Origin of the sequence: Streptomyces sp. NPDC048192 (assembly GCF_043202415.1) — a bacterium.
Classification (GTDB): Bacteria; Actinomycetota; Actinomycetes; order Streptomycetales; family Streptomycetaceae; genus Streptomyces.
Genome location: NZ_JBIDAL010000002.1, coordinates 225640 through 245063, shown reverse-complemented (window position 1 = coordinate 245063; position 19424 = coordinate 225640). Strand labels below are relative to the sequence as shown.

The 19424-nt window shown below is 74.3% G+C and carries 15 protein-coding genes and 1 pseudogene; 10 read left to right on the top strand and 6 right to left on the bottom strand.

The genetic code is table 11. The features are described 5' to 3' along the window. Positions 1 to 75: 75 nt before the first annotated feature. On the bottom strand, positions 76 to 900 hold the full coding sequence (locus ACGFZN_RS03955; RefSeq protein WP_393856879.1) for an MOSC domain-containing protein: 825 nt from the start codon (positions 898 to 900) through the stop codon (positions 76 to 78). A 42-nt stretch (positions 901 to 942) separates the two neighbouring features. Beyond that, positions 943 to 1377, bottom strand: coding sequence for a DUF6643 family protein (locus ACGFZN_RS03950; protein WP_393856878.1), 435 nt, complete (start codon positions 1375 to 1377; stop codon positions 943 to 945). A gap of 292 nt (positions 1378 to 1669) precedes the next feature. Here ACGFZN_RS03950 and ACGFZN_RS03945 point away from each other — a divergent pair, with 292 nt between their 5' ends. Continuing rightward, the gene (locus ACGFZN_RS03945) at positions 1670 to 3004 is read left to right on the top strand and encodes a TerD family protein (protein WP_393857184.1); all 1335 of its coding nucleotides are present in this window, start codon (positions 1670 to 1672) and stop codon (positions 3002 to 3004) included. Positions 3005 to 3010: 6 nt separating this feature from the next. Here the strand turns inward: ACGFZN_RS03945 and ACGFZN_RS03940 are convergent, their stop codons facing one another. Continuing rightward, on the bottom strand, positions 3011 to 4174 hold the full coding sequence (locus ACGFZN_RS03940; protein WP_393857183.1) for a glycosyltransferase: 1164 nt from the start codon (positions 4172 to 4174) through the stop codon (positions 3011 to 3013). A 69-nt stretch (positions 4175 to 4243) separates the two neighbouring features. On the opposite strand from ACGFZN_RS03940, the gene ACGFZN_RS03935 reads away from it, so the two are divergent. Both ACGFZN_RS03935 and ACGFZN_RS03930 read left to right on the top strand, forming a co-directional pair. After that, positions 4244 to 5026: a glutamate racemase gene (locus ACGFZN_RS03935; RefSeq protein ID WP_393856877.1), complete on the top strand. Its 783-nt coding sequence runs from the start codon at positions 4244 to 4246 to the stop codon at positions 5024 to 5026. A gap of 93 nt (positions 5027 to 5119) precedes the next feature. Then, positions 5120 to 5665, top strand: a complete 546-nt coding sequence (locus ACGFZN_RS03930) for a hypothetical protein (RefSeq protein ID WP_393856876.1) — start codon at positions 5120 to 5122, stop codon at positions 5663 to 5665. A gap of 18 nt (positions 5666 to 5683) precedes the next feature. Here ACGFZN_RS03930 and ACGFZN_RS03925 read toward each other — a convergent pair whose 3' ends face one another. Then, entirely contained in the window at positions 5684 to 6655 is a 972-nt protein-coding gene (locus ACGFZN_RS03925) for an O-antigen ligase family protein (RefSeq protein WP_393856875.1), read from the bottom strand. A 363-nt stretch (positions 6656 to 7018) separates the two neighbouring features. Here ACGFZN_RS03925 and lnt point away from each other — a divergent pair, with 363 nt between their 5' ends. The 4 genes from lnt to ACGFZN_RS03905 all read left to right on the top strand — a co-directional run bounded on the left by lnt (position 7019) and on the right by ACGFZN_RS03905 (position 12101). Continuing rightward, entirely contained in the window at positions 7019 to 8629 is a 1611-nt protein-coding gene (gene lnt, locus ACGFZN_RS03920) for an apolipoprotein N-acyltransferase (RefSeq protein ID WP_393856874.1), read from the top strand. Positions 8630 to 8755: 126 nt separating this feature from the next. Beyond that, positions 8756 to 9235 (top strand): NUDIX domain-containing protein, encoded by a 480-nt coding sequence (locus ACGFZN_RS03915; protein WP_393856873.1) that lies wholly within the window; start codon positions 8756 to 8758, stop codon positions 9233 to 9235. 54 nt (positions 9236 to 9289) lie between these two features. Beyond that, positions 9290 to 10105 (top strand): 3-hydroxybutyrate dehydrogenase, encoded by an 816-nt coding sequence (locus tag ACGFZN_RS03910; RefSeq protein ID WP_393856872.1) that lies wholly within the window; start codon positions 9290 to 9292, stop codon positions 10103 to 10105. 76 nt (positions 10106 to 10181) lie between these two features. Further along, the gene (locus ACGFZN_RS03905) at positions 10182 to 12101 is read left to right on the top strand and encodes a helix-turn-helix domain-containing protein (RefSeq protein ID WP_393856871.1); all 1920 of its coding nucleotides are present in this window, start codon (positions 10182 to 10184) and stop codon (positions 12099 to 12101) included. A gap of 110 nt (positions 12102 to 12211) precedes the next feature. Here ACGFZN_RS03905 and ACGFZN_RS03900 read toward each other — a convergent pair whose 3' ends face one another. After that, a complete protein-coding gene (locus tag ACGFZN_RS03900; RefSeq protein WP_189297688.1) occupies positions 12212 to 12490 on the bottom strand; it encodes a GlsB/YeaQ/YmgE family stress response membrane protein in 279 nt (92 codons plus the stop codon). A 332-nt stretch (positions 12491 to 12822) separates the two neighbouring features. Between ACGFZN_RS03900 and ACGFZN_RS03895 the strand changes: the two genes are divergently transcribed. The 3 genes and pseudogenes from ACGFZN_RS03895 to ACGFZN_RS03885 all read left to right on the top strand — a co-directional run bounded on the left by ACGFZN_RS03895 (position 12823) and on the right by ACGFZN_RS03885 (position 18585). Then, positions 12823 to 14604 carry an N-acetylglutaminylglutamine amidotransferase gene (locus ACGFZN_RS03895; RefSeq protein ID WP_393856870.1) on the top strand — a complete coding sequence of 594 codons (1782 nt, stop codon included), beginning with the start codon at positions 12823 to 12825 and terminating at the stop codon, positions 14602 to 14604. Beyond that, positions 14580 to 16820, top strand: a complete 2241-nt coding sequence (locus tag ACGFZN_RS03890; protein ID WP_393856869.1) for a prolyl oligopeptidase family serine peptidase — start codon at positions 14580 to 14582, stop codon at positions 16818 to 16820. Before ACGFZN_RS03895 ends, ACGFZN_RS03890 begins: the two co-directional genes overlap by 25 nt. Before the next feature lie 68 nt (positions 16821 to 16888). After that, a pseudogene (locus tag ACGFZN_RS03885) lies at positions 16889 to 18585 on the top strand (RecQ family ATP-dependent DNA helicase). A 38-nt stretch (positions 18586 to 18623) separates the two neighbouring features. Here ACGFZN_RS03885 and ACGFZN_RS03880 read toward each other — a convergent pair. After that, entirely contained in the window at positions 18624 to 19319 is a 696-nt protein-coding gene (locus tag ACGFZN_RS03880; protein ID WP_393856868.1) for a type 1 glutamine amidotransferase domain-containing protein, read from the bottom strand. Positions 19320 to 19424 lie beyond the last annotated feature (105 nt).

The following is a 19424-nucleotide window of genomic DNA, read 5'->3' as shown; positions in this document are numbered from 1 at the left end:
TCTCACGAATCTCTCATCCGTCCCAACGACCGGGACCCGCCCCCGGTTCCCCGCCCGCCGAGCCGTTCTTCCGTGCTAGCCGAGCACCCGGACCGGGTCGCCGATCCTGATCGTGCCGCGCGAGAGAGGGACGAGGTTCTGTCCGAAGAGGAGCCTGGAGCCGACGTTGCGGTGACGGGCCAGGGTGCGCAGCGGCTCCCGGCCGCGTGCGGCGGTGTCCTGGTCGGTGGTGGTGACGACACAGCGTCCGCTCGGCTTCGCGACGCGGAAGAGGACCTCGCCGACGGAGATCCGCGACCAGTGGTCCTCGGCCCAGGCCTCGGTGCCGGCGACGACGACGTTGGGCCGGAAGCGGTTCATCGGCAGCGGGCCCTCGTGCGCGTAAGGGCCCTCGGCGATCAGCGCGTTCAGCGCGTCGAGGGAGGCGGTCGTGGTGACCAGCAGGGGGTAGCCGTCGGCGAAGCTCACCGTCTCGCCGGGCAGGGCGTACTCGGGGTCGACCGGGCGGCGAGTGGCCGGATCGTCGAGGTGGACCAGGCGGACGTCCGCCTCCAGATAGGCACTGCACCAGGCGTGCGCGGCGTCGGCGGCCGGCACCGCCTCGACCTTCGTGCCGAAGACGTTCACCGGCACCGTCCCGGCCGGCTCGGGCACCGGCACCGTCAACGGCGCACGGCCGGGCGCGGACAGACGGACACCGCCGCCGGGCCCGGGCTCGGCGGCGGCCAGCGCGAGCCGCGGCTGCTCGCGCTGGGTGACGACCTTTCCCCCGTCGTCGACCAGTGTCCAGCGCCGGTCCCCGGCCAGGCCCCAGGGCTCCACCACGGCCTCCCGGGGTGCGACACCCCGGAATGCCTTGACCGGATGGACGTGGATCGACTGCACTTCGGCGTTTCCCATGCGGTCATCGTGCCAGTGGGCGCCGACGACGGCATGCGCCGGTCAGTAGCCGCGGTACTGCTGCTGGTTCTGGTACGGGTCCTGATAGGGCGTCGGCGCGGGCCTCGGCGCGGCCGGGCGCATGGCCTCGTAACCCGTGGCCATCGGACGCTGCTGCTGCGGCGCCTGCGGGCCGGGGTAGCCCCGCGGGGCGCTCGCCTGCTGCGGGATGTACGCGGTCGGCGCCTGCTGCAGCGGCGCGGGCTGCGGCGCCTGCGGGTAGCCGTAGGCGGGGGCCTGCGGGGAGGGAGCCGCCGGGAGGGCGGGCAGGGCCGACGACAGCGCGGGCAGGCTGCTGCCCGTGTCGTAGGCGGCGGGGACCCGGATCGGGGCGATCTGCGGGGTACCGCGCTCGGCGACGAGCGAGTCGTAGATCGGGGTGTCCGGGAAGGAGGCGGAGTAGTAGCCGCCACCATAAGTGGAGCGGGGGGAGGTCATGGCACATAAGTTAAGCCCACGATGTGCTCGTTGGGGAGACCGATAAGAGGGTTGTTTTCCGTGTCCGCAGTGACGTGGGATCCCCAATCCGAGCGAACTTGGCAAAAAGGGACGGCGGCCCGCGTTTAAATCATGTAAAGGGCGACTTCCTCCAGGGTTACCGCCGGTTGACCGGCGATCTTCCGGCGCCGGGGCATGGGAGTTCGCCGTGGGCGCGCATAGGTTGTGCGGGTAGGGATGACCTGGACGACCGACGGCCGCGGAGCCGACACGGATGGGGGCGGACATGTCCATGATGAAGGGGGCGAACACGCCGGTGCCGACCACGGCACTGCGCGTGGAACTGGGGTGGCGCTCCGGACCGGGCGTGCCCGACGCGGACGCCTCGGCGCTGCTGCTCGCCACCGGAAAGGTGCGCTCCGACGACGACTTCGTCTTCTACAACCAGCCCGCCCACCCTTCCGGCGCCGTCCGCCACGAGGGCAAGAAGTCGGCCGGCGCGGGCGTCACCGACACCCTCGTCGTCGACCTCGCGCGCGTGGAGGGCGCCGTCGAGCGGATCGTCCTCGCCGCCTCCGCCGACGGCGGGACCTTCGGACAGGTCCCCGGCCTCTACATCGAGGTGACGGACGCCGCGAGCGGCCGGCCGGTCGCCCGCTTCGACAGCCCCGGCGCGACCGTGGAGACGGCGTTCGTCCTCGGCGAGTTCTACCGCCGGCAGGGCGCCTGGAAGTTCCGCGCCGTCGGCCAGGGCTACGGCAGCGGACTCGAAGGCCTGGCAACGGACTTCGGCATCACCGTGGACCAGCCCCAGCACGCCGCGCCGCCCGCCGCACCGCCCCGGGTGGCGGCGTCCCCGCCCCCGGCGGCCCCGGCACCCCCGCCGCCCCCGGCACCGGCCGGGCCGACCCCGCCCCCGGCTCCCTTGACCGCCCCCGCACCGCCCCCGCCGCCCATGCCGAGCGACCCCGTGACCCCGCCGGCGCCCCGGCCCGTCCGCCTGTCCAAGGTCACCCTCACGAAGACGGCGCCGTCCGTCTCGCTCGCCAAGCAGGGCGGCACGTCCGGAGCCATGCGGGTCAACCTCAACTGGCAGACGCGCAAGCACCTTTCCGGGTGGGGCGGCCGCTGGGGAGGCGGCGGCCGGGGCGAGATCGACCTCGACCTGTGCGCCCTGTACGAACTCGCCGACGGCCGCAAGGGCGTCGTCCAGGCCCTCGGCAACGCCTTCGGGTCGCTGCACCGGCCGCCGTACATCCACCTCGACGGCGACGACCGCACCGGTGCCCTCGCGAGCGGCGAGAACCTCACCGTCAACCTCGACCACAAGCAGGACTTCCGGCGCATCCTCGTCTTCGTCACCATCTACGAGGGCGCCGACTCCTTCGCCGACCTGCACGCCACCGTCACCCTGCAGCCGGAGCACGGCGCCGCGATCGACTTCTCGCTCGACGAGTGCACCGTCCCCTCCACGGTGTGCGCGCTCGCGCTGATCACCAACACCGGCGGCGACCTCCTCGTGCAGCGCGAGGCGCGGTACCTGGTGCCGCAGCGCGGAGTCAGTCCGCAGCGGACCGTCGACCGCGCCTACGGCTGGGGCATGAACTGGACGCCCGGCCGCAAGTGACCGGGCTCAGCCCTCGTCGGGCACGGCACCGGGGCGCGCGTACGTGCGGCCCTTCCACGCCGCCCCGCGCCCCCGGTAGTGCTGCACGGCCGAGTCGACCGTCATCAGCAGGTACAGCAGCGCCGTGAACGGCAGCAGCGGGGCGAGCCACAGCGGCTGCCGGTAGTAGCGCAGCATCGGCACGTACGTCCCCGTCATCACCGCCCACGCCGCGCCGCCCACGGCCGCCGTCGCCGCGGAGCCGCCCGCCGCCCCCGCGACCAGCGCGGCGGGCGGCACCAGGTACACCAGCGCCAGCCCGGCGACCGTGCCGAGCAGCAGCAGCGGGTTGTGCCGCAACTGCGCGTAGGCGCTGCGCGAGACCATCCGCCACAGGTCGTGCAGCCGCGGATACGGCCGCACGCTGTCCACCCGGTCGGCCAGCCCCAGCCAGACGTGTCCTCCGGCGCCCTTGACCGCGCGCGCCAGGGCGACGTCGTCGATCACGGCGTGCCGGATGGAGTCGGGGACGCGGGCCTTCTCGGCCGCCGTGGCCCGCAGCAGGACGCAGCCGCCGGCCGCCGCGGCCGTACGCGAGCCCCTGCGGCCGATCCACCGGAAGGGATACAGCTGCGCGAAGAAGTACACGAACGCCGGGACCACCAGGCGCTCCCAGACGCTCTCCACCCGCAGCCGCGCCATCTGCGACACGACGTCGAAACCGCCGGCGCCGGCCGCCGCCACCAGCGCGCGCAGGCTGTCCGGGGCGTGCGCGATGTCGGCGTCGGTCAGCAGCAGATACTCGGGGTCACGCGCGCGTGCCAGGCCGATGCCGTGCCGCACGGCCCACAGCTTGCCCGTCCAGCCCGCCGGCGGCTCGCCCGGCGACTCCACGGTCAGCGGCAGCCCGCCGTGCCGCCGGGCCAGCTCGCGGGCCAGCTCCCCGGTGCCGTCGGTGCTGCCGTCGTCCACCAGGAAGACCTCGGCCCGCCCCGGATAGTCCTGCGCCAGCAGCGACGGCAGGCTCGCGGGCAGCACGGCCGCCTCGTCCCGGGCCGGTACGACCACGCAGACGGACGGCCACGCGTCCGGCTCCCGGCGCGGCGGCAGCCGCACGTCCGTGCGCCAGAAGAAGCCCTGGCCCAGCAGCAGCCAGCACCAGGCGGCCAGCGATACGACGGTGATCCACATCAGGGCGCTCACGCCCGCAGTCTGCCCCACCCGGGCGGCGGGCAACGCCCGATCGTCTATCGTGGCCGGGTGAAGATCGCGCTCATGGACTCCGGAATCGGCCTGCTCCCCGCGGCCGCCGCGGTACGTCGGCTGCGGCCCGACGCGGAGCTCGTGCTCTCCTGGGACCCGGACGGGATGCCCTGGGGGCCGCGCACCCCCGAGGACATCACCCAGCGTGCCCTCGCCGTGTGCGAGGCGGCCGCCGCCCACGGCCCCGACGTCCTGATCGTCGCCTGCAACACCGCCTCCGTGCACGCCCTGCCGGTGCTGCGGGCCCGCTTCGAGCCCGAGCTGCCGATCATCGGCACCGTTCCCGCGATCAAGCCGGCCGCCGCGGGCGGCGGGCACGTGGCGATCTGGGCCACCCCCGCCACCACCGGCAGCGCCTACCAGCGGAACCTGATCGAGCAGTTCGCCGCCGGCGCCGACGTCACCGAGGTGCCCTGCCCGGGGCTCGCGGACGCGGTGCACCACGCGGACGACGCGGCGATCGACGCCGCGATCGCCGCGGCCGCCGCCCGCACCCCCGAGGACGTGACCACCGTGGTCCTCGGCTGCACCAACTACGAGCTGGTCGGCGAGCGCATCCGGGCCGCCGTCCAGCGCCCCGGCCGTCCGCCGCTCGCCCTGCACGGCTCCGCCGGAGCGGTGGCCGCGCAGGCCCTGCGCAGGATCGGCGCCGAGGCGGACCCCGGCGCCGCCCCCGGCACCGGGCTCACGGTGCTGCTCAGCGGCCGCGAGGCCGCTCTCCCGGACACCGCCCTGTCCTACGCGGAAGGCCGTTTCCTCCAGGTCAGCCCCGTCCGCTGACCTGTGCCCGGGCGGGCCGGCCCTGGCCCACCCGGGGCAGTCACCCTCCGCGACGCACTACCCGCGCAGGGAAACCTGAGTAACCTCATAACCATGAGGGACCACCCCCACGCCGAGGACGGCCGGCCCCCCGAGATCTGGACCGGGCGCGCCACCAACCGGGTCCAATGGCTGCTGGCGCTGGTCGGCGCGGCCTGCATGGCCCTGGGCATCGAACTGGCCGTGGACTCCGCTTGGACGTCCGGAACCGCCCCGCTCGCGATGTCCGTCGTCGGCTGCATCGCCGCCGGTCTGCTGGTCCTCTTCGGCACGCTCGCCTTCGTGCACGTCGACCTCAGACTCGACAAGGAGTGCGTGGAGGTGCGCTGCGGACACATAGGGCTGCCGCGCCGCCGCATCCCGCTCTCCCATGTGGCCGGCGCCGACTTCACCGCCCTCGTCACCCCCCGGCACTGGGGCGGGTGGGGTTACCGGTGGCGCCCGGAGAAGGGCACCGCCGTGGTGGTCCGGCGCGGCGAGGGCATCGTGCTGCGCCTGTGGGACGGCCACACCTTCACGATCACCGTGGACAACGCCGAGGCGGCGGTGCGGGCCATCCGGGACCGGCTGCGCACGATCACTCCCGGTCCGGCCCGCTGAGGCCGCGCCGGTCACCGCTCAGGGCCGGGGCTCCGCGCCCCGGTGCGCCCACGGCCGCGCCGTCGCCCATCCGGCCAGCAGCCCGGCGCCCACGGTCACCGTCGTGAAGCTGAGCGCGTCGCTCACCGCGGCGAACACGGCGAGCGCGGTCAGGGCGGCGCCGGCACTGAGGACGACCGGTGTGGAGCGGGGCGAGCGCCACAGCGCGTGCAGCACCCAGCAGAACACCGCGGCGCACAGCAGCACTCCGACGGCGCCCTGCTCGGCCGCGAGTTGCAGCAGTGCCGAGTGCGGCCCGCCGTCGGCGGACAGCGGGGGCGACGCCGTACCGGCCAGTTCGCCGAACCGTCCCGGACCGACGCCGAGGCCCCGGTCGCGGCCGGCCAGCCGCAGGGCGTCCTGCCACAGCGCCACCCGGCCGGCGCCGAGCCGGTCCGCCAGCATCCTGGCCGGGCCGCCCGGCAGCACGCCCGCGGCGAGCGCCCACGCCGTGCCGGCCGCCAGAGCCGCCACCGCGGCCAGACCCAGCAGCCACACGCCCCGCCGGGACGCCCACCCCGCGGCGAGCGAGCACAGCAGTACGGCCGCGGCGGCAGCGCAGCCCGCCGGCGACCCGAGCACGGCCCCGGCCGGCACCATCGCGACGGCCGGCAGCCGCAGCACCCGCCTCAGTTCCCCTGCGGGCGTGGCCCAGGCGGCACAGCACAGGGCGCCCGTGGCCAGCGCCAGCAGGGCGGCCGTGCCACCGGCGTGGCCGAGCGGGGCGGCGTACCGGGCGCCCACGGACGGACCGGGCAGCGCCACCGCCAGCGTCACCGCGATTGCCGCGCCGGCGCAGGGCGCGGCCACCGGCAGCAGCGCCCCGGACACCCGGCCGACGGCATGACCCGCGGCCACGGCGAGCACCGCGAGCAGCACGCCCTCGGGCCGTCCGTCGTGCGCCGCCGCGGTGATCAGCGACCAGCCGGCGCAGGCGCCGAGCAGGATCATCCCCGCCCCGTCAGAAACGTTTCGCCTGACGTCGGCCGCGTCCGTGTCCACACCGGACACGGGCCTCGTCCCCGTCGACCCCACCACTGCCCCTCGTCCCCGTCCCCGACCCCTGTCCTCAGGCCACGGCCGGGCACGGCGCCGGATCCGGCCGCACCGCCGAGGCTGGGCACACCGTAGCGGCTGATGACCGCTTTGGGCACGAGATGCGGCGGAACGGCGTGGCAGGGACGCCGGACGCCGCACCGGTTCCCCGGCCGGTCGCACAGCGCCCCGACCGGCGGCGGACCAGCGCCGAAGCGGCCGGTCCGGCCCGCGAACCGCGCTGTCGGAGGCCCGGGACGCCGCCGTACACTCACCCGGGTGACCGTCACCGCAACTTCCGTGGACCAGCCGGATCAGCTCCAGCCGTCCCCCGCGCCCCGCGGGTTCCGCGGCCGCCTGCTCCGCCTGGTCCCGGCCGCCGCCTCCGCGCTGTGCGGAGTGCTGCTCTACGTCAGCTTCCCGCCGCGCACCCTGTGGTGGCTGGCGCTGCCCGCCTTCGCCGGCTTCGGCTGGGTGCTGCGCGGCCGTGGCTGGAAGGCGGGCCTGGGCCTCGGCTATCTGTTCGGGCTCGGCTTCCTCCTGCCGCTGCTGGTGTGGACGGGCGTCGAGGTGGGTCCCGGTCCCTGGCTCGCCCTCGTCGCCATCGAGGCGGTGTTCGTCGCCCTGGTCGGCGCGGGTGCCGCCGCCGTCTCCCGGCTGCCGGCCTGGCCGGTGTGGGCTGCCGCCCTCTGGATCGCGGGCGAGGCGGTACGCGCGCGCGTGCCCTTCCGCGGCTTCCCCTGGGGCAAGATCGCGTTCGGGCAGGCGGACGGCGTCTTCCTCCCGCTGGCCGCGGTGGGCGGCACGCCCGTGCTCGGTTTCGCCGTCGTGCTGTGCGGATTCGGCCTGTACGAGGCCGGGCGGCTGCTCGCCGAGCGGCGCCGGAACCGGGTCGTGCGGCGCGGGGCCGCGGCCGCCGCGCTGCTGAGCGTGGCCGTCCCGGTGGCGGGCGCCGTCGCCGCCCGGCCGCTGGTGAGCGACGAGGCACAGGACGGCACCCGGACCGTCGCGGTCATCCAGGGCAACGTGCCGCGCTCCGGTCTGGAGTTCAGCGCCCAGCGGCGCGCCGTGCTCGACCACCACGTGCGCGAGACACTCAAGCTCGCCGCCGACATCAAGGCGGGCAGGACCCCCAGGCCCGACTACGTGCTGTGGCCGGAGAACTCCTCCGACATCGACCCCTTCGCCAACCCCGACGCGGCCGCCGTCATCAACGAGGCCGCCAGGGCCGTCGGCGTGCCCATATCGGTCGGCGCCGTCGTGGAGCGGGACGGCAGGCTGCTCAACGAGCAGATCCTGTGGGACCCGGCCAAGGGACCGACGCAGACCTACGACAAGCGGCAGATCCAGCCGTTCGGCGAGTACCTGCCGCTGCGCGGACTCGTCGGCGCGATCAACAAGGACTGGACCGGCATGGTCCGCCAGGACTTCAGCCGCGGCAGCACGCCCGGCGTGTTCGACATCGACGGCGCCAAGGTGGGCCTCGCCACCTGCTACGAGGCCGCCTTCGACTGGGACGTGCGGGACACCGTCACCCACGGCGCGGAGATGATCTCCGTGCCGAGCAACAACGCGACCTTCGACCGCAGCGAGATGACCTACCAGCAGCTCGCCATGTCCCGCATCCGCGCGGTCGAGCACAGCCGCACCGTCACCGTGCCGGTCACCAGCGGCGTCAGCGCGATCATCATGCCGGACGGCAGGATCACCCAGAGGACCGGCATGTTCGTGCCCGCCTATCTCGAGCAGAAGGTGCCGCTGCGCACGTCCAGGACGCCCGCGACCGAACTGGGCATCCTCCCCGAGATCGCCCTGGTGCTCGTCGCCGCGGGCGGCGTCGGCTGGGCGATCGGCTCGGGCCTGCGCCGCCGGCGCACCGAGGGCGCGTAGCGGTGCGGCCCCGATCGCGGCGCCGGGTGGCGTACGGCCGTACGCCTCGCGTACCTCCGTTGAACCGGTCCGTACGCCCCGGGAACCTCCCCGGGAGCGCGGGCGCCGCCGGTTAGGGTCGGGCCCATGGCTACTCCTGACTTCATCCGCACGCTGAGGGCCACCGCGGGTCAGCAGCTGCTCTGGCTCCCCGGGATCACCGCGATCGTCTTCGACGACGACGGCAGAGTGCTTCTGGGACGGCGTGCCGACACCCGCAAGTGGTCGGTGATCGGGGGGATCCCGGAGCCCGGCGAGCAGCCCGCGGCCTGCGCCGTGCGGGAGGTCTACGAGGAGACGGCGGTGCGCTGCGTCGCCGAGCGGGTCGTCCTCGTGCAGGCCCTGGATCCGGTCACGTATCCCAACGGCGACCAGTGCCAGTACATGGACATCACCTTCCGCTGCCGCGCGGTGGGCGGCGAGGCCCGGGTCAACGACGACGAGTCCCTGGAAGTGGGCTGGTTCGACGTGGACGCGCTGCCCGAGCTCCATGAGTTCGGCCGCTTCCGGATCAAGCAGGCCATGTCGGAGGCACCCACATGGTTTGACACTACGCTTGCCGACTGAAGTATGGGTGGCTACCACATGTGGTGAGGGATGGGTCCTGCTTAGGGTCGGTACATGACCACGCCCAGCCCCCCGCCCGGCCCTCGCCCCCAGTCCGTCGCCCTCGACCTCGGCGGCCGGACCGCCCTCGTCACCGGCGCCGCAAGCGGCATCGGCCGCGCCTGCGCGCTGCGGCTGGCGGCCGCCGGAGCGAAGGTGCGGGCCGTCGACCGGGACACGGCCGGCCTGGCCGGGCTGGCCCGGCAGGCCGAACGCACCGCCGGGCTGCCGGGCGCCGTCGAACCGCTCACCCTCGACCTCACCGACCTCGACGCCGCCGAACGCGCCGCCGCCGGCGCCGACGTGCTGGTCAACAACGCGGGCCTGCAGCTGGTGCGCCCCATCGAGGAGTTCCCGCCCGAGGTCTTCCACACCGTGCTGACCGTGATGCTGGAGGCGCCGTTCCGCCTCGTCCGCGGGGCCCTGCCGCACATGTACGCACAGGGCTGGGGCCGCATCGTCAACGTGTCCTCCGTCCACGGACTGCGTGCCTCCGCCTTCAAGTCGGCGTATGTGGCCGCCAAACACGGTCTCGAGGGCCTGTCCAAGACGGCCGCTCTGGAAGGCGCCCCGCACGGTGTGACCTCGAACTGCGTGAACCCCGGATATGTGCGCACCCCCCTGGTGGAGAAGCAGATCGCCGACCAGGCGCAGGCGCACGGCATCCCCGAGGACCGCGTGCTGGCGGAGGTGCTGCTGAAGGACAGCGCGGTCAAGCGGCTCATCGAACCGGAGGAGGTGGCCGAAGCCGTGGCCTACCTGTGCAGCCCGCAGGCGTCCTTCGTCACCGGCACCTCCCTGGTGCTGGACGGCGGGTGGACGGCCCACTGAGGCACCCGGCGGCGCCCGGCCCCGGAGTTTTCCACAGGCCTGACCGGCCGGGCGGCCGATACGGAATCCTGTGACCATGTCCCGCGATCACCTTCAGCCGGCCCCCAGCGGCAGCATCGAGGCCCCGTACCTCGAGCTGCTCGCCCGCGACGCCTCCGCGGAGGCGTACGAGCAGCCGGTGCTGCTCGCCCGCGCCGAGGGCGGACCGGCCGGGCGGATCGCCGCGCTGGAGCAGGCCAAGCTGCTCGCCCTGCGCGTCCGGGCCGAGCTGGAGGGCCGCCGCCGGCGCGAGGCGGAGCTGTCCGCGCTCTTCGAGACCGCCCACGACCTCGCGGGGCTGCGCGACCTGGACGCCGTCCTGCAGGCCATCGTGCAGCGCGCCCGCTCCCTGCTCGGCACCGACGTCGCCTACCTCACGCTGAACGACCCGGCGCGCGGCGACACCTACATGCGGGTCACCGAGGGCTCCGTCTCCGCCCGCTTCCAGCAGCTGCGCCTCGGCATGGGCGAGGGCCTGGGCGGACTGGTCGCCCAGACGACCCGGCCGTACGTCACGGACGACTACTTCAAGGACGCCCGCTTCCAGCACACCCACACCATCGACGCCGGCGTCCGCGACGAGGGCCTGGTCGCCATCCTCGGCGTCCCCCTGATGCTCGGCCACCACGTCATCGGCGTCCTCTTCGCCGCCGACCGCAGGGCCCGCGTCTTCGAGCGCGCCCAGATCGCCCTGCTCGGCTCCTTCGCCGCCCTCGCCGCGGCCGCGATCGACACCGCCAACCTGCTCACCGAGACCCGGGCCGCCCTGGCGGGCCTGGAGCGCGCCAACGAGATCATCCGGGACCGCAGCGCCGTCATCGAGCGCGCCTCCGACGTCCACGACCGGCTCGCCGAACTCGTCCTGCGCGGCGGCGGGGTGCACGACGTGGCCGCCGCCGTCTCCGAAGTCCTCGACGGCGCCGTCGAGTTCTGCGAGGCCGACGCCGCGCCGGCCGAGGCGCTGGAGGCGTCCCGCGCCGAGGGCCACGCCGTACGGCACGGCAGCGACTGGATCGCCGCGGTCGCCGCCGGCGGCGAACTCCTCGGCGCGCTGGTCCTGCGCGGGCACCCCGGCCTCGACCCGGTGGACCAGCGCACCCTGGAGCGCGCGGCGATGGTCACCTCGCTGCTCCTGCTCGCCCGCCGGTCGGCCGCCGAGGCCGAACAGCGCGTCCGCGGCGAACTGCTGGACGACCTGCTCGACGCACGCGACCGGGACCCGCGCCTGCTGCGCGAGCGCGCCACCCGGCTGCACGCCGACCTCGACGCCACCCACGTCGTCCTCGCCGCACGCCTCGACGGCCCCGCGGCCGACGCCGACGAGGAGGCCGCGGCCCGCCGCCGCCTGTGGTCGGCCGCCTCCCACCTCGCCGCCACCCGGCACGGCCTGTCCGCCGCACGCGACGGCGGCACGGTCCTGCTGCTGCCGCTCGCCGGCGGGGACACCGCCACGGACCTGGCCCGGCGCACCGCCCGCCAGCTGGGCACGGCGGTCCACCAGCCCGTGACCGTCGGCGCATCGGCCCCGGTCACGGATCTCACCACCCGCCCCGAGACCGTCGTCGCCGCCTATGCCGAGGGCCGCCGCTGCCTGGACGCGCTGCGCCTGCTGGGCCGGGCCGGGGACGGCGCGGCGGCCGAGGACTTCGGCTTCCTCGGTCTGCTCCTCGCGGGCGAGCGGGACGTCGCCGGCTTCGTCGACCGCACCATCGGCCCGGTCGTGCGCTACGACGAGCGGCGCGGCACGGAACTGCTGCGCACCCTGGACGCGTACTTCGCCTGCGGGATGAGCCCGGCCCGCACCAAGGACGCGCTGCATGTGCACGTGAACACGGTCGCCCAGCGGCTGGAGCGGGTGGGCCGCCTGCTGGGCGGCGACTGGCAGGATCCGGGCCGGGCCCTGGAGATCCAGCTCGCCCTGCGCCTGCACCGGTTGGCGGCCCCGGACAGACGCTGACCGCCGTACGGACACGTAGTAGCTCGCGGCCGCACACGACGACGGCTCCCCCCTGGGGACCAGGGCGGGAGCCGTCCGGAGAGTCGCCCCGACGGGTTCGGCGCCAGGGGTCATGCGTGCCGGTGCGAGTGCCGGTTGCCGGTGATGAGGCGGTACAGGGCGAGGAGGATGAGGGAGCCGACGATCGCCGCTATCCAGGTGGAGAGGTCGAAGAACCCGTCGATGGAGTCGACGCCGAAGATCACCTTGCCGAGCCAGCCACCGAGCAGACCGCCGGCCACGCCGATGAGCATGGTGATGATGATGCCGCCGGGGTCCTTGCCCGGCATGATGGCCTTGGCGATGGCGCCGGCGAGCAGGCCGATGATGATCCACGCGATGATGCCCATGTGCGTCTCCGTCTCTTCGTACGAGGACTGTGTCAGCTCCTCGTCTGTACCGTCCGTGCTCGAACAAACCTGCTCTCGGCGAATCGCACGTGTGCGCCTGGCGCTCATCTGTGAGGTCTCCCTCTCTTTTGGGCACCCCTGCATGAGTCGTGCGACTGGTGGGAAGTCGGAGGTGCACAGCTCGCCTCCCGGGCAGAGCAGTCTTCGTCCTCACGAAGGAGAAGCACGACCGTGTCGATCAGTCCCGGCCACATACCGTTGGGCGGCCCAGGGGGTACCTCACCGCCGCCCGTCCCGCGCCGTACGCACGCGCAGCAGGGAGGTGGTCGCGGATGTGCGGGCTGAGCGGTGAGATGCGCTTCGACGGCACCCGCCCCGATCTGGCGGCCGTCGAGCGCATGACGGACCGGCTCGCCGCCCGCGGACCCGACGGCCGGGGCGTCTGGTCCCGGGACGCCGTGGCGCTGGGGCACCGCCGTCTGAAGATCATCGACCTCTCCGAGCGCGGGACCCAGCCCCTGACCGACACCGAGCAGGAGATCACCGGTGTCTTCAACGGGTGCATCTACAACTACAAGGAGCTGCGCGCGGAACTGAAGGCCCTCGGCCACCGGTTCCTGTCCACCTCGGACACCGAGGTCGTGCTCACGGCGTACCGGCAGTGGGGCACCTCCTGTGTCGACCACTTCCACGGCATGTTCGCCTTCGCCCTCTTCGAGCACCGGACCGGCCGCCTGGTGCTGGGCCGCGACCGGCTCGGCATCAAACCCCTGTACCTGGCACAGACCCCGGGGCGGCTGCGCTTCGCCTCCTCGCTGCCCGCCCTGCTCGCGGCCGGCGGCGTCGACACCTCGCTCGACCCGGCCGCCGTGCACCAGTACCTCAGCTGGCACGCCACCGTCGCCGCGCCCCGGACCGTGCTGGCGGGCGTGCGCAAGCTTCCCCCGGCCACCGTGCGGGTCGTCGACCCGGACGGCACCCACCGGGACCACTGCTACTGGCAGCCCACGTACACGCGCCGCCCCGAGCACGCCGGCATGGGCGCCGCCGAGTGGCGGGACGCGGTGCTGGACGCGCTGCGCACCGCCGTACGCCGGCGGATGGTCGCCGACGTCCCGGTCGGCGTCCTGCTGTCCGGGGGACTGGACTCCAGCCTGATCGTCGCCCTGCTGGCCGACGAGGGGCAGCGGGACCTGGCGACGTTCAGCGTGGGCTTCGAGGCGGAGGGCGGCGACGAGGGGGACGAGTTCCGCTACTCCGACCTGGTGGCCAGGGAGTTCGCCACGGACCACCGGCAGCTGGTGGTTCCCTCGCAGCGCGTGTCGACGGCCCTGGACGCGGCGGTCGCGGCGATGAGCGAACCCATGATGAGCCATGACGTGGTCGCCTTCCACCTGCTGTCCGAGCAGGTGTCCGAGAGCGTCAAGGTCGTCCAGAGCGGGCAGGGCGCCGACGAGGTCTTCGCCGGCTACCACTGGTACCCGCAACTGGCCTCCGCGGCCCGCGAGGACGAGCCGCAGAGGTATGCCGAGACCTACTTCGACCGGCCGCACGCCGACCTCGCCGCGATGCTGCACCCCGACATGCTGCCGTCCGACGACGTCTCCGGCCGGTTCGTCCGCGAGCACATGGCGGCACCCGGGGCCGAGACGGCGCTCGACGCAGCCCTGCGCCTGGACACTCATGTCATGCTGGTGGACGACCCGGTCAAGCGGGTCGACAACATGACGATGGACTGGGGCCTGGAGGCCCGGGTGCCGTTCCTGGACCACGAACTGGTCGAGCTGGCGGCCGCGTGCCCGCCGGAGCTGAAGCTGGCCGACGGCGGCAAGGGCGTCCTGAAGGAGGCCGGCCGCAAACTGCTGCCCCGTGAGGTGGTCGACCGCCCCAAGGGCTACTTCCCGGTCCCGGCGATCACCCACATGGCGGGACCCGTCCTGGACAAGGTGCGTGCGGCACTGACCGCCCCGGAGGCCAAGCGGCGCGGGCTCTTCCAGGACTCCTACGTCGCCGAGCTCCTGGCGGCCCCCGACGAGCACCGCACCAAGCGCGGAGCGAACGCACTGTGGCAAGTGGCTTTGCTGGAGATATGGCTGCAGACGCACGGAATCTGACCGGGGAACCCCCCGCGGTACGGCAGCCCGGCGCCGGCACGGCCGGTGCCGGGCGGCCTGCCACCGCCCGCCCGGAGCGCACCGCCGACCCGGCTCCGCCGGCCCCCGACGGCCGGAGGACCGCCTTCGCCGCGCCCGCCCGCGTCCCGCTGCCGAACGCCTCCGGGCCGCGCGAGGCGACGACGCGGCTCATCGCGCACGGCTGCTGGTACCCCTCGGCCGACCCGGCCGGCACACAGGTCGCCTTCATCTGCGACCGCGGCGGTGTGCCCCAGCTGTGGACGGGTCCCGTCGACGGCGATCCCGTGCGCCTGCTCGACGACGGACCCGACCCCGTGACGGAGGTGGCCTGGTCGCCCGACGGCCGCTGGATCGCCTACACCACCGCCCCCGGCGGCGGTGAGCACACCCGCGTGCTGTGCGTCCGCCCCGACGGCAGCGACCGGCACATCCTGGCCGGAGCCGAGCCGGGCAGCTCCGCCCACCTGGGCTGCTGGGCCCACGACGGATCGGCGGTCGCGGTCACCGTCGCGGTCCCCACCGCCGTATCCGCCCCGGACGCCATGGCGGAGGCCGGCGCCGCCGGACCCGGCCCGTCCGACGGCCTGCTGCCGGCCCCCTGGCACGGCCGGACCGGCGACACCCGGCTCCTCGGTCCGCCACCCCACACGGACGCCGGGCCCGCACTGCCGTCACCCGTGGTCGCCGTGGAGACGGCGACGCTCGGCGCACCGGGCGGCGCAACCGCCCCGGCGGCCGGATTCGGCGACGGGCTGTCGGCCTACCTCGTCGATCCCGACGGCGTCGCCGCCCCCGCCCTGCTCGCCGTCGAGAAGGACGCGGCGACGCTCCGCGTGTGCGATCTCAGCCGGGACGGCGCGCTCGCACTGCTGCGCCGGGGACCCCGCGGCCGGCGCGAGGCGGTCGTGCTGCGCACCGCCGACCACGTGACGACCTGTGTGATGCCGGTGGCCGACGGGGACCCGTGGATCGGCGGCTTCTCACCCCGCGCGGACACCCTCTGGCTGCGCAGCAACGCCCATCGGGAGTTCGCGGTCCTGCTCGCCGCCGCACTCGACCCGGAAGGGCACCCGCGTGGCTGGTCGGTCGGCGCCTCCCGGGAGAGCACCGACCTGGAGCTGCTGCGGTGCGCCCGCGACGGCAGCCACGCCGTGCTCGCCTGGAACGTCCGGGGCATGAGCGAGCTGGAGGTGCTGGACACGGACGCGACCCCCCAGACCGGGGCGGGCCCCTCCCGGACCGTCTCCCTGCCCCACGAAGTGGTCACGCGCATCGTGCACGCCGGCCATCGGCTGCTGCTCGCCCTGTCCGGGTCCCGCCGCCGCCCCGGCATCTGGTGGCTGCCCGGCGGCGCGACCCCGTTGCGCACCCCGTGGTCGTCCCGCGACGAGGACGCCGTACCCCCGGGCCGCCCGCCCGTGCGGCCGGTGCCCCTGCGCCCCACCGCCCGGGACGGGCTGCCGCTGAACGGCTGGTACTACCGCGCGCCGGGCCGCGGCCCCGGCGAACCGGCGCCCTGCGTCATCCACCTGCACGGCGGCCCCGAGGACCAGGAGCGCCCCGTCCTCAACCCGCTGTACCACGAGATCCTCGGGCGCGGACTGGACGTCTTCGCGCCCGACGTCCGCGGATCCTCCGGCTACGGCCGGTCCTTCGTCGACGCCGACCTGGGCAGGGGACGGTTCGCCGCGATCGACGACGTGGCGGACTGCGCCGCCCACGCGGTGCTGGCCGGTCCGGCCGATCCCGCCCGGCTCGCGGTGATGGGCCGCTCGTACGGCGGCTATCTCACGTTCGCCTCCCTGGTCTGGCACCCGGACCTGTTCCGCACCGGAGTGGCGGTGTGCGGCATGTCGGACCTCGCGACGTTCTTCGAGGGCACCGAACCCTGGATCGCCCAGTCGGCGGCCCACAAGTACGGCCACCCCGAACACGACCGCGAACTGCTGCGGGCGCTGTCACCGATGAGCCGCATCGACGCGCTGCGGGCACCCGTGCTCGCCGTGCACGGCGAGCACGACACCAATGTGCCGCCGGGGGAGTCCGAGCAGTTCGTACGGGCGGCGCGCGAGCGCGGTGTGACCGCCGAACTGCTCACCCTGCGCGACGAAGGACACGAGTTCCTCCGCGCCGACAACCGCCGGCTCTTCCGCCGTGCCGCTGCCGACTGGCTGCAACGGCACCTGGCCACCTGACCGGTCGTGCCCGGGTACTCGCCCGGGGCCGGGGTACCCACGACAGCCCCGCCTGCGAGGAGCGCACCATGACCGGGGAAGGACCACAGGCCCGCGGACGGCGGGCCGGGCGGCTGCGCGAGACGGCCGCCGAGGTGTTCGGCTGGGAGGAACTGCGTCCCGAACAGCTCACCGCCATGGAGTGGGTGCTTGAGGGACGGGACTGTCTCGTCGTCATGCCGACCGGATCCGGCAAGTCCGCCGTGTACCAGGTTCCCGCCCTGCTGCTGTCCGGTCCTGTCGTCGTCGTGTCACCGCTGCTGGCCCTGCAGCGGGACCAGATCGCGGGACTGCCCGGAGGCGACCGCGCCCCCGAGGCCGTCGCCGTCAACTCCGACCTCGGCGCGGCCGAGACCGAGGACGCCTGGGCAGCGGTACAGCAGGGCTCGGTGCGCTACGTCTACCTGTCCCCGGAACAACTGGCCAAGGACGAGGTCGTCCAGCGGCTGACCGAGGCGCACCCGCCCTCTTCGTGGTGGACGAGGCCCAGTGCGTGTCCTCCTGGGGCCACGATTTCCGGCCCGAGTACCTGCGTCTGGCCCCGGCGGTACGGCGGCTGGGCCGGCCGCCCGTCCTGGCGCTCACGGCGACCGCCGCGCCCCCGGTACGGCAGGACATCGTCGAACGGCTCGGCATGGACCGGCCGCGGCAGCTCGTCACCGGATTCGACCGCCCCAACATCAGGCTGGACGTGCGCCGCCACCTCGACGACGACGAACGGCGTTCCCGCGTCCTGGAGGACACCGCCGCCGCTCCCAAGCCCGGCATCGTCTACGCGGCGACGCGCAAGGACAGCGAGGCCTACGCCGCTGAGCTGGCCTCCCTCGGGCTTGCCGCCGCCGCTTACCACGCGGGCCTGCGCGCCGCCGAACGCCGGCGGATCCACGAGGCGTTCCTCTCCGGCGACCTGGATGTCGTGGTGGCCACCTCGGCCTTCGGGATGGGCATCGACAAGGAGAACGTGCGGTTCGTGCTGCACGCCTCACTGCCGGGCTCCCTCGACGCCTACTACCAGGAGATCGGGCGCTGCGGCCGCGACGGACGGCCCGCCCTCGCCGTACTGCACTACCGCACCGAGGACACGGGAATGCAGGCGTACTTCAGCAGCCGCACGCCCCGTCCCCAGGCCGTGGACGCGGTCGTACGGGCGGTTCACGCCCACCGTGACGCCCCACCGGACCTCGACCGGCTGCGGCACGACACCGGCATGTCGCGCGCCAGGGTCACGACGGCCGTGAACCTGCTGGAGGAAGCCGGCGCCCTGGTCACGGACGCCTCGGGTGCCGTCCGCCCGGTCCCGGGCACGGCACCGTCGCGCGCGGTGCGCCGGGCCGTGGACACCGCCGAGGCCCACAAGCGCATGGACCGCTCCCGAGTGGACATGGCACGGGCGTACGCCGAGACCACCGGCTGCCGGAGGCGCTTCCTCCTGGGCTACTTCGGCGAGGAGTACGAAGCCCCCTGCGGCAACTGCGACATGTGCGACGAGCAGGAGAGCGGCGGCGACGCGACGGGCACCGGCCGGCATCCGCAGGCCGGCGCCTATCCGCCCGGAGCCGCCGTACGGCACGGCGAGTGGGGCCGCGGCACCGTGCTGAGCGAGGACGGGGACCGCATCACCGTACTCTTCGACGACGTCGGCTACCGCACGCTCTCCCTGGACGCCCTGGCCGCCCGGGACGACCTGCTCACCGTGGTGAGCGGCCCGGACGAGAGCCGGCTGTAGCCCTGACCCCGTCCCACGCGCCCCCGGGGGCCGCTGCCTCAGCCCAGCTTCTTCAGCAGTTCGGCCGCCAGCGCGGCGGAGCTGGCCGGGTTCTGGCCGGTGACCAGGTTGCGGTCGACGACCACATGGGGCTGCCACGGCTCGCCGGCGCGTACGTCGACGCCCGCTTCCTCGAGCCGCGTCTGCAGCAGCCACGTGGCCTTGTCGGCGAAGCCCGCCTGGGTCTCCTCGGCGTTGGTGAACGCGGCCACCCGGTAACCGGCGAAGGCGTTCGAACCGTCGCCGCGCTCGGCGGCGAGCAGCGCGGCCGGTCCGTGGCAGACCACGCCGAGCGGCTTGCCGGAGTCGAGCGCGGCGACGAGCAGCCCGCCGGAGGCGGGGCTGACGGCGAGGTCCTCCATGGGGCCGTGGCCGCCGGGGTAGAAGACGGCGTCGTAGTCGTCCGGGCTGACGTCCTCCAGCCTGACCGGGTGCTGGATCTCGGTGAACGAGGCGAGGGCGGCGGCGATCCGGTCGGCGCCCTGCGGACCGCCGTTGGCCTCCGGAGCGAGGCTGGCCTGATCGACGGTGGGGAGGACACCGCCCGGCGTGGCGACGACGATCTCGTGACCGGCGGCCCGGAACGCCTCGTACGGGGTGACGGCCTCCTCGGCCCAGAAGCCGGTGGGGTGCTTGGTGCCGTCGGCCAGCGTCCAGTGGTCGGCGCCGGTCATCACAAAGAGGATCTTCGACATGGTGCTTCCTTCGCGGAGAGGTGCGACGCGATCGAACGTAGAGCGCCGAGCCATCGGAATCCAATGAGGAATCCGATGCCCGGCATTGGAAGTCCTATGGCGGCA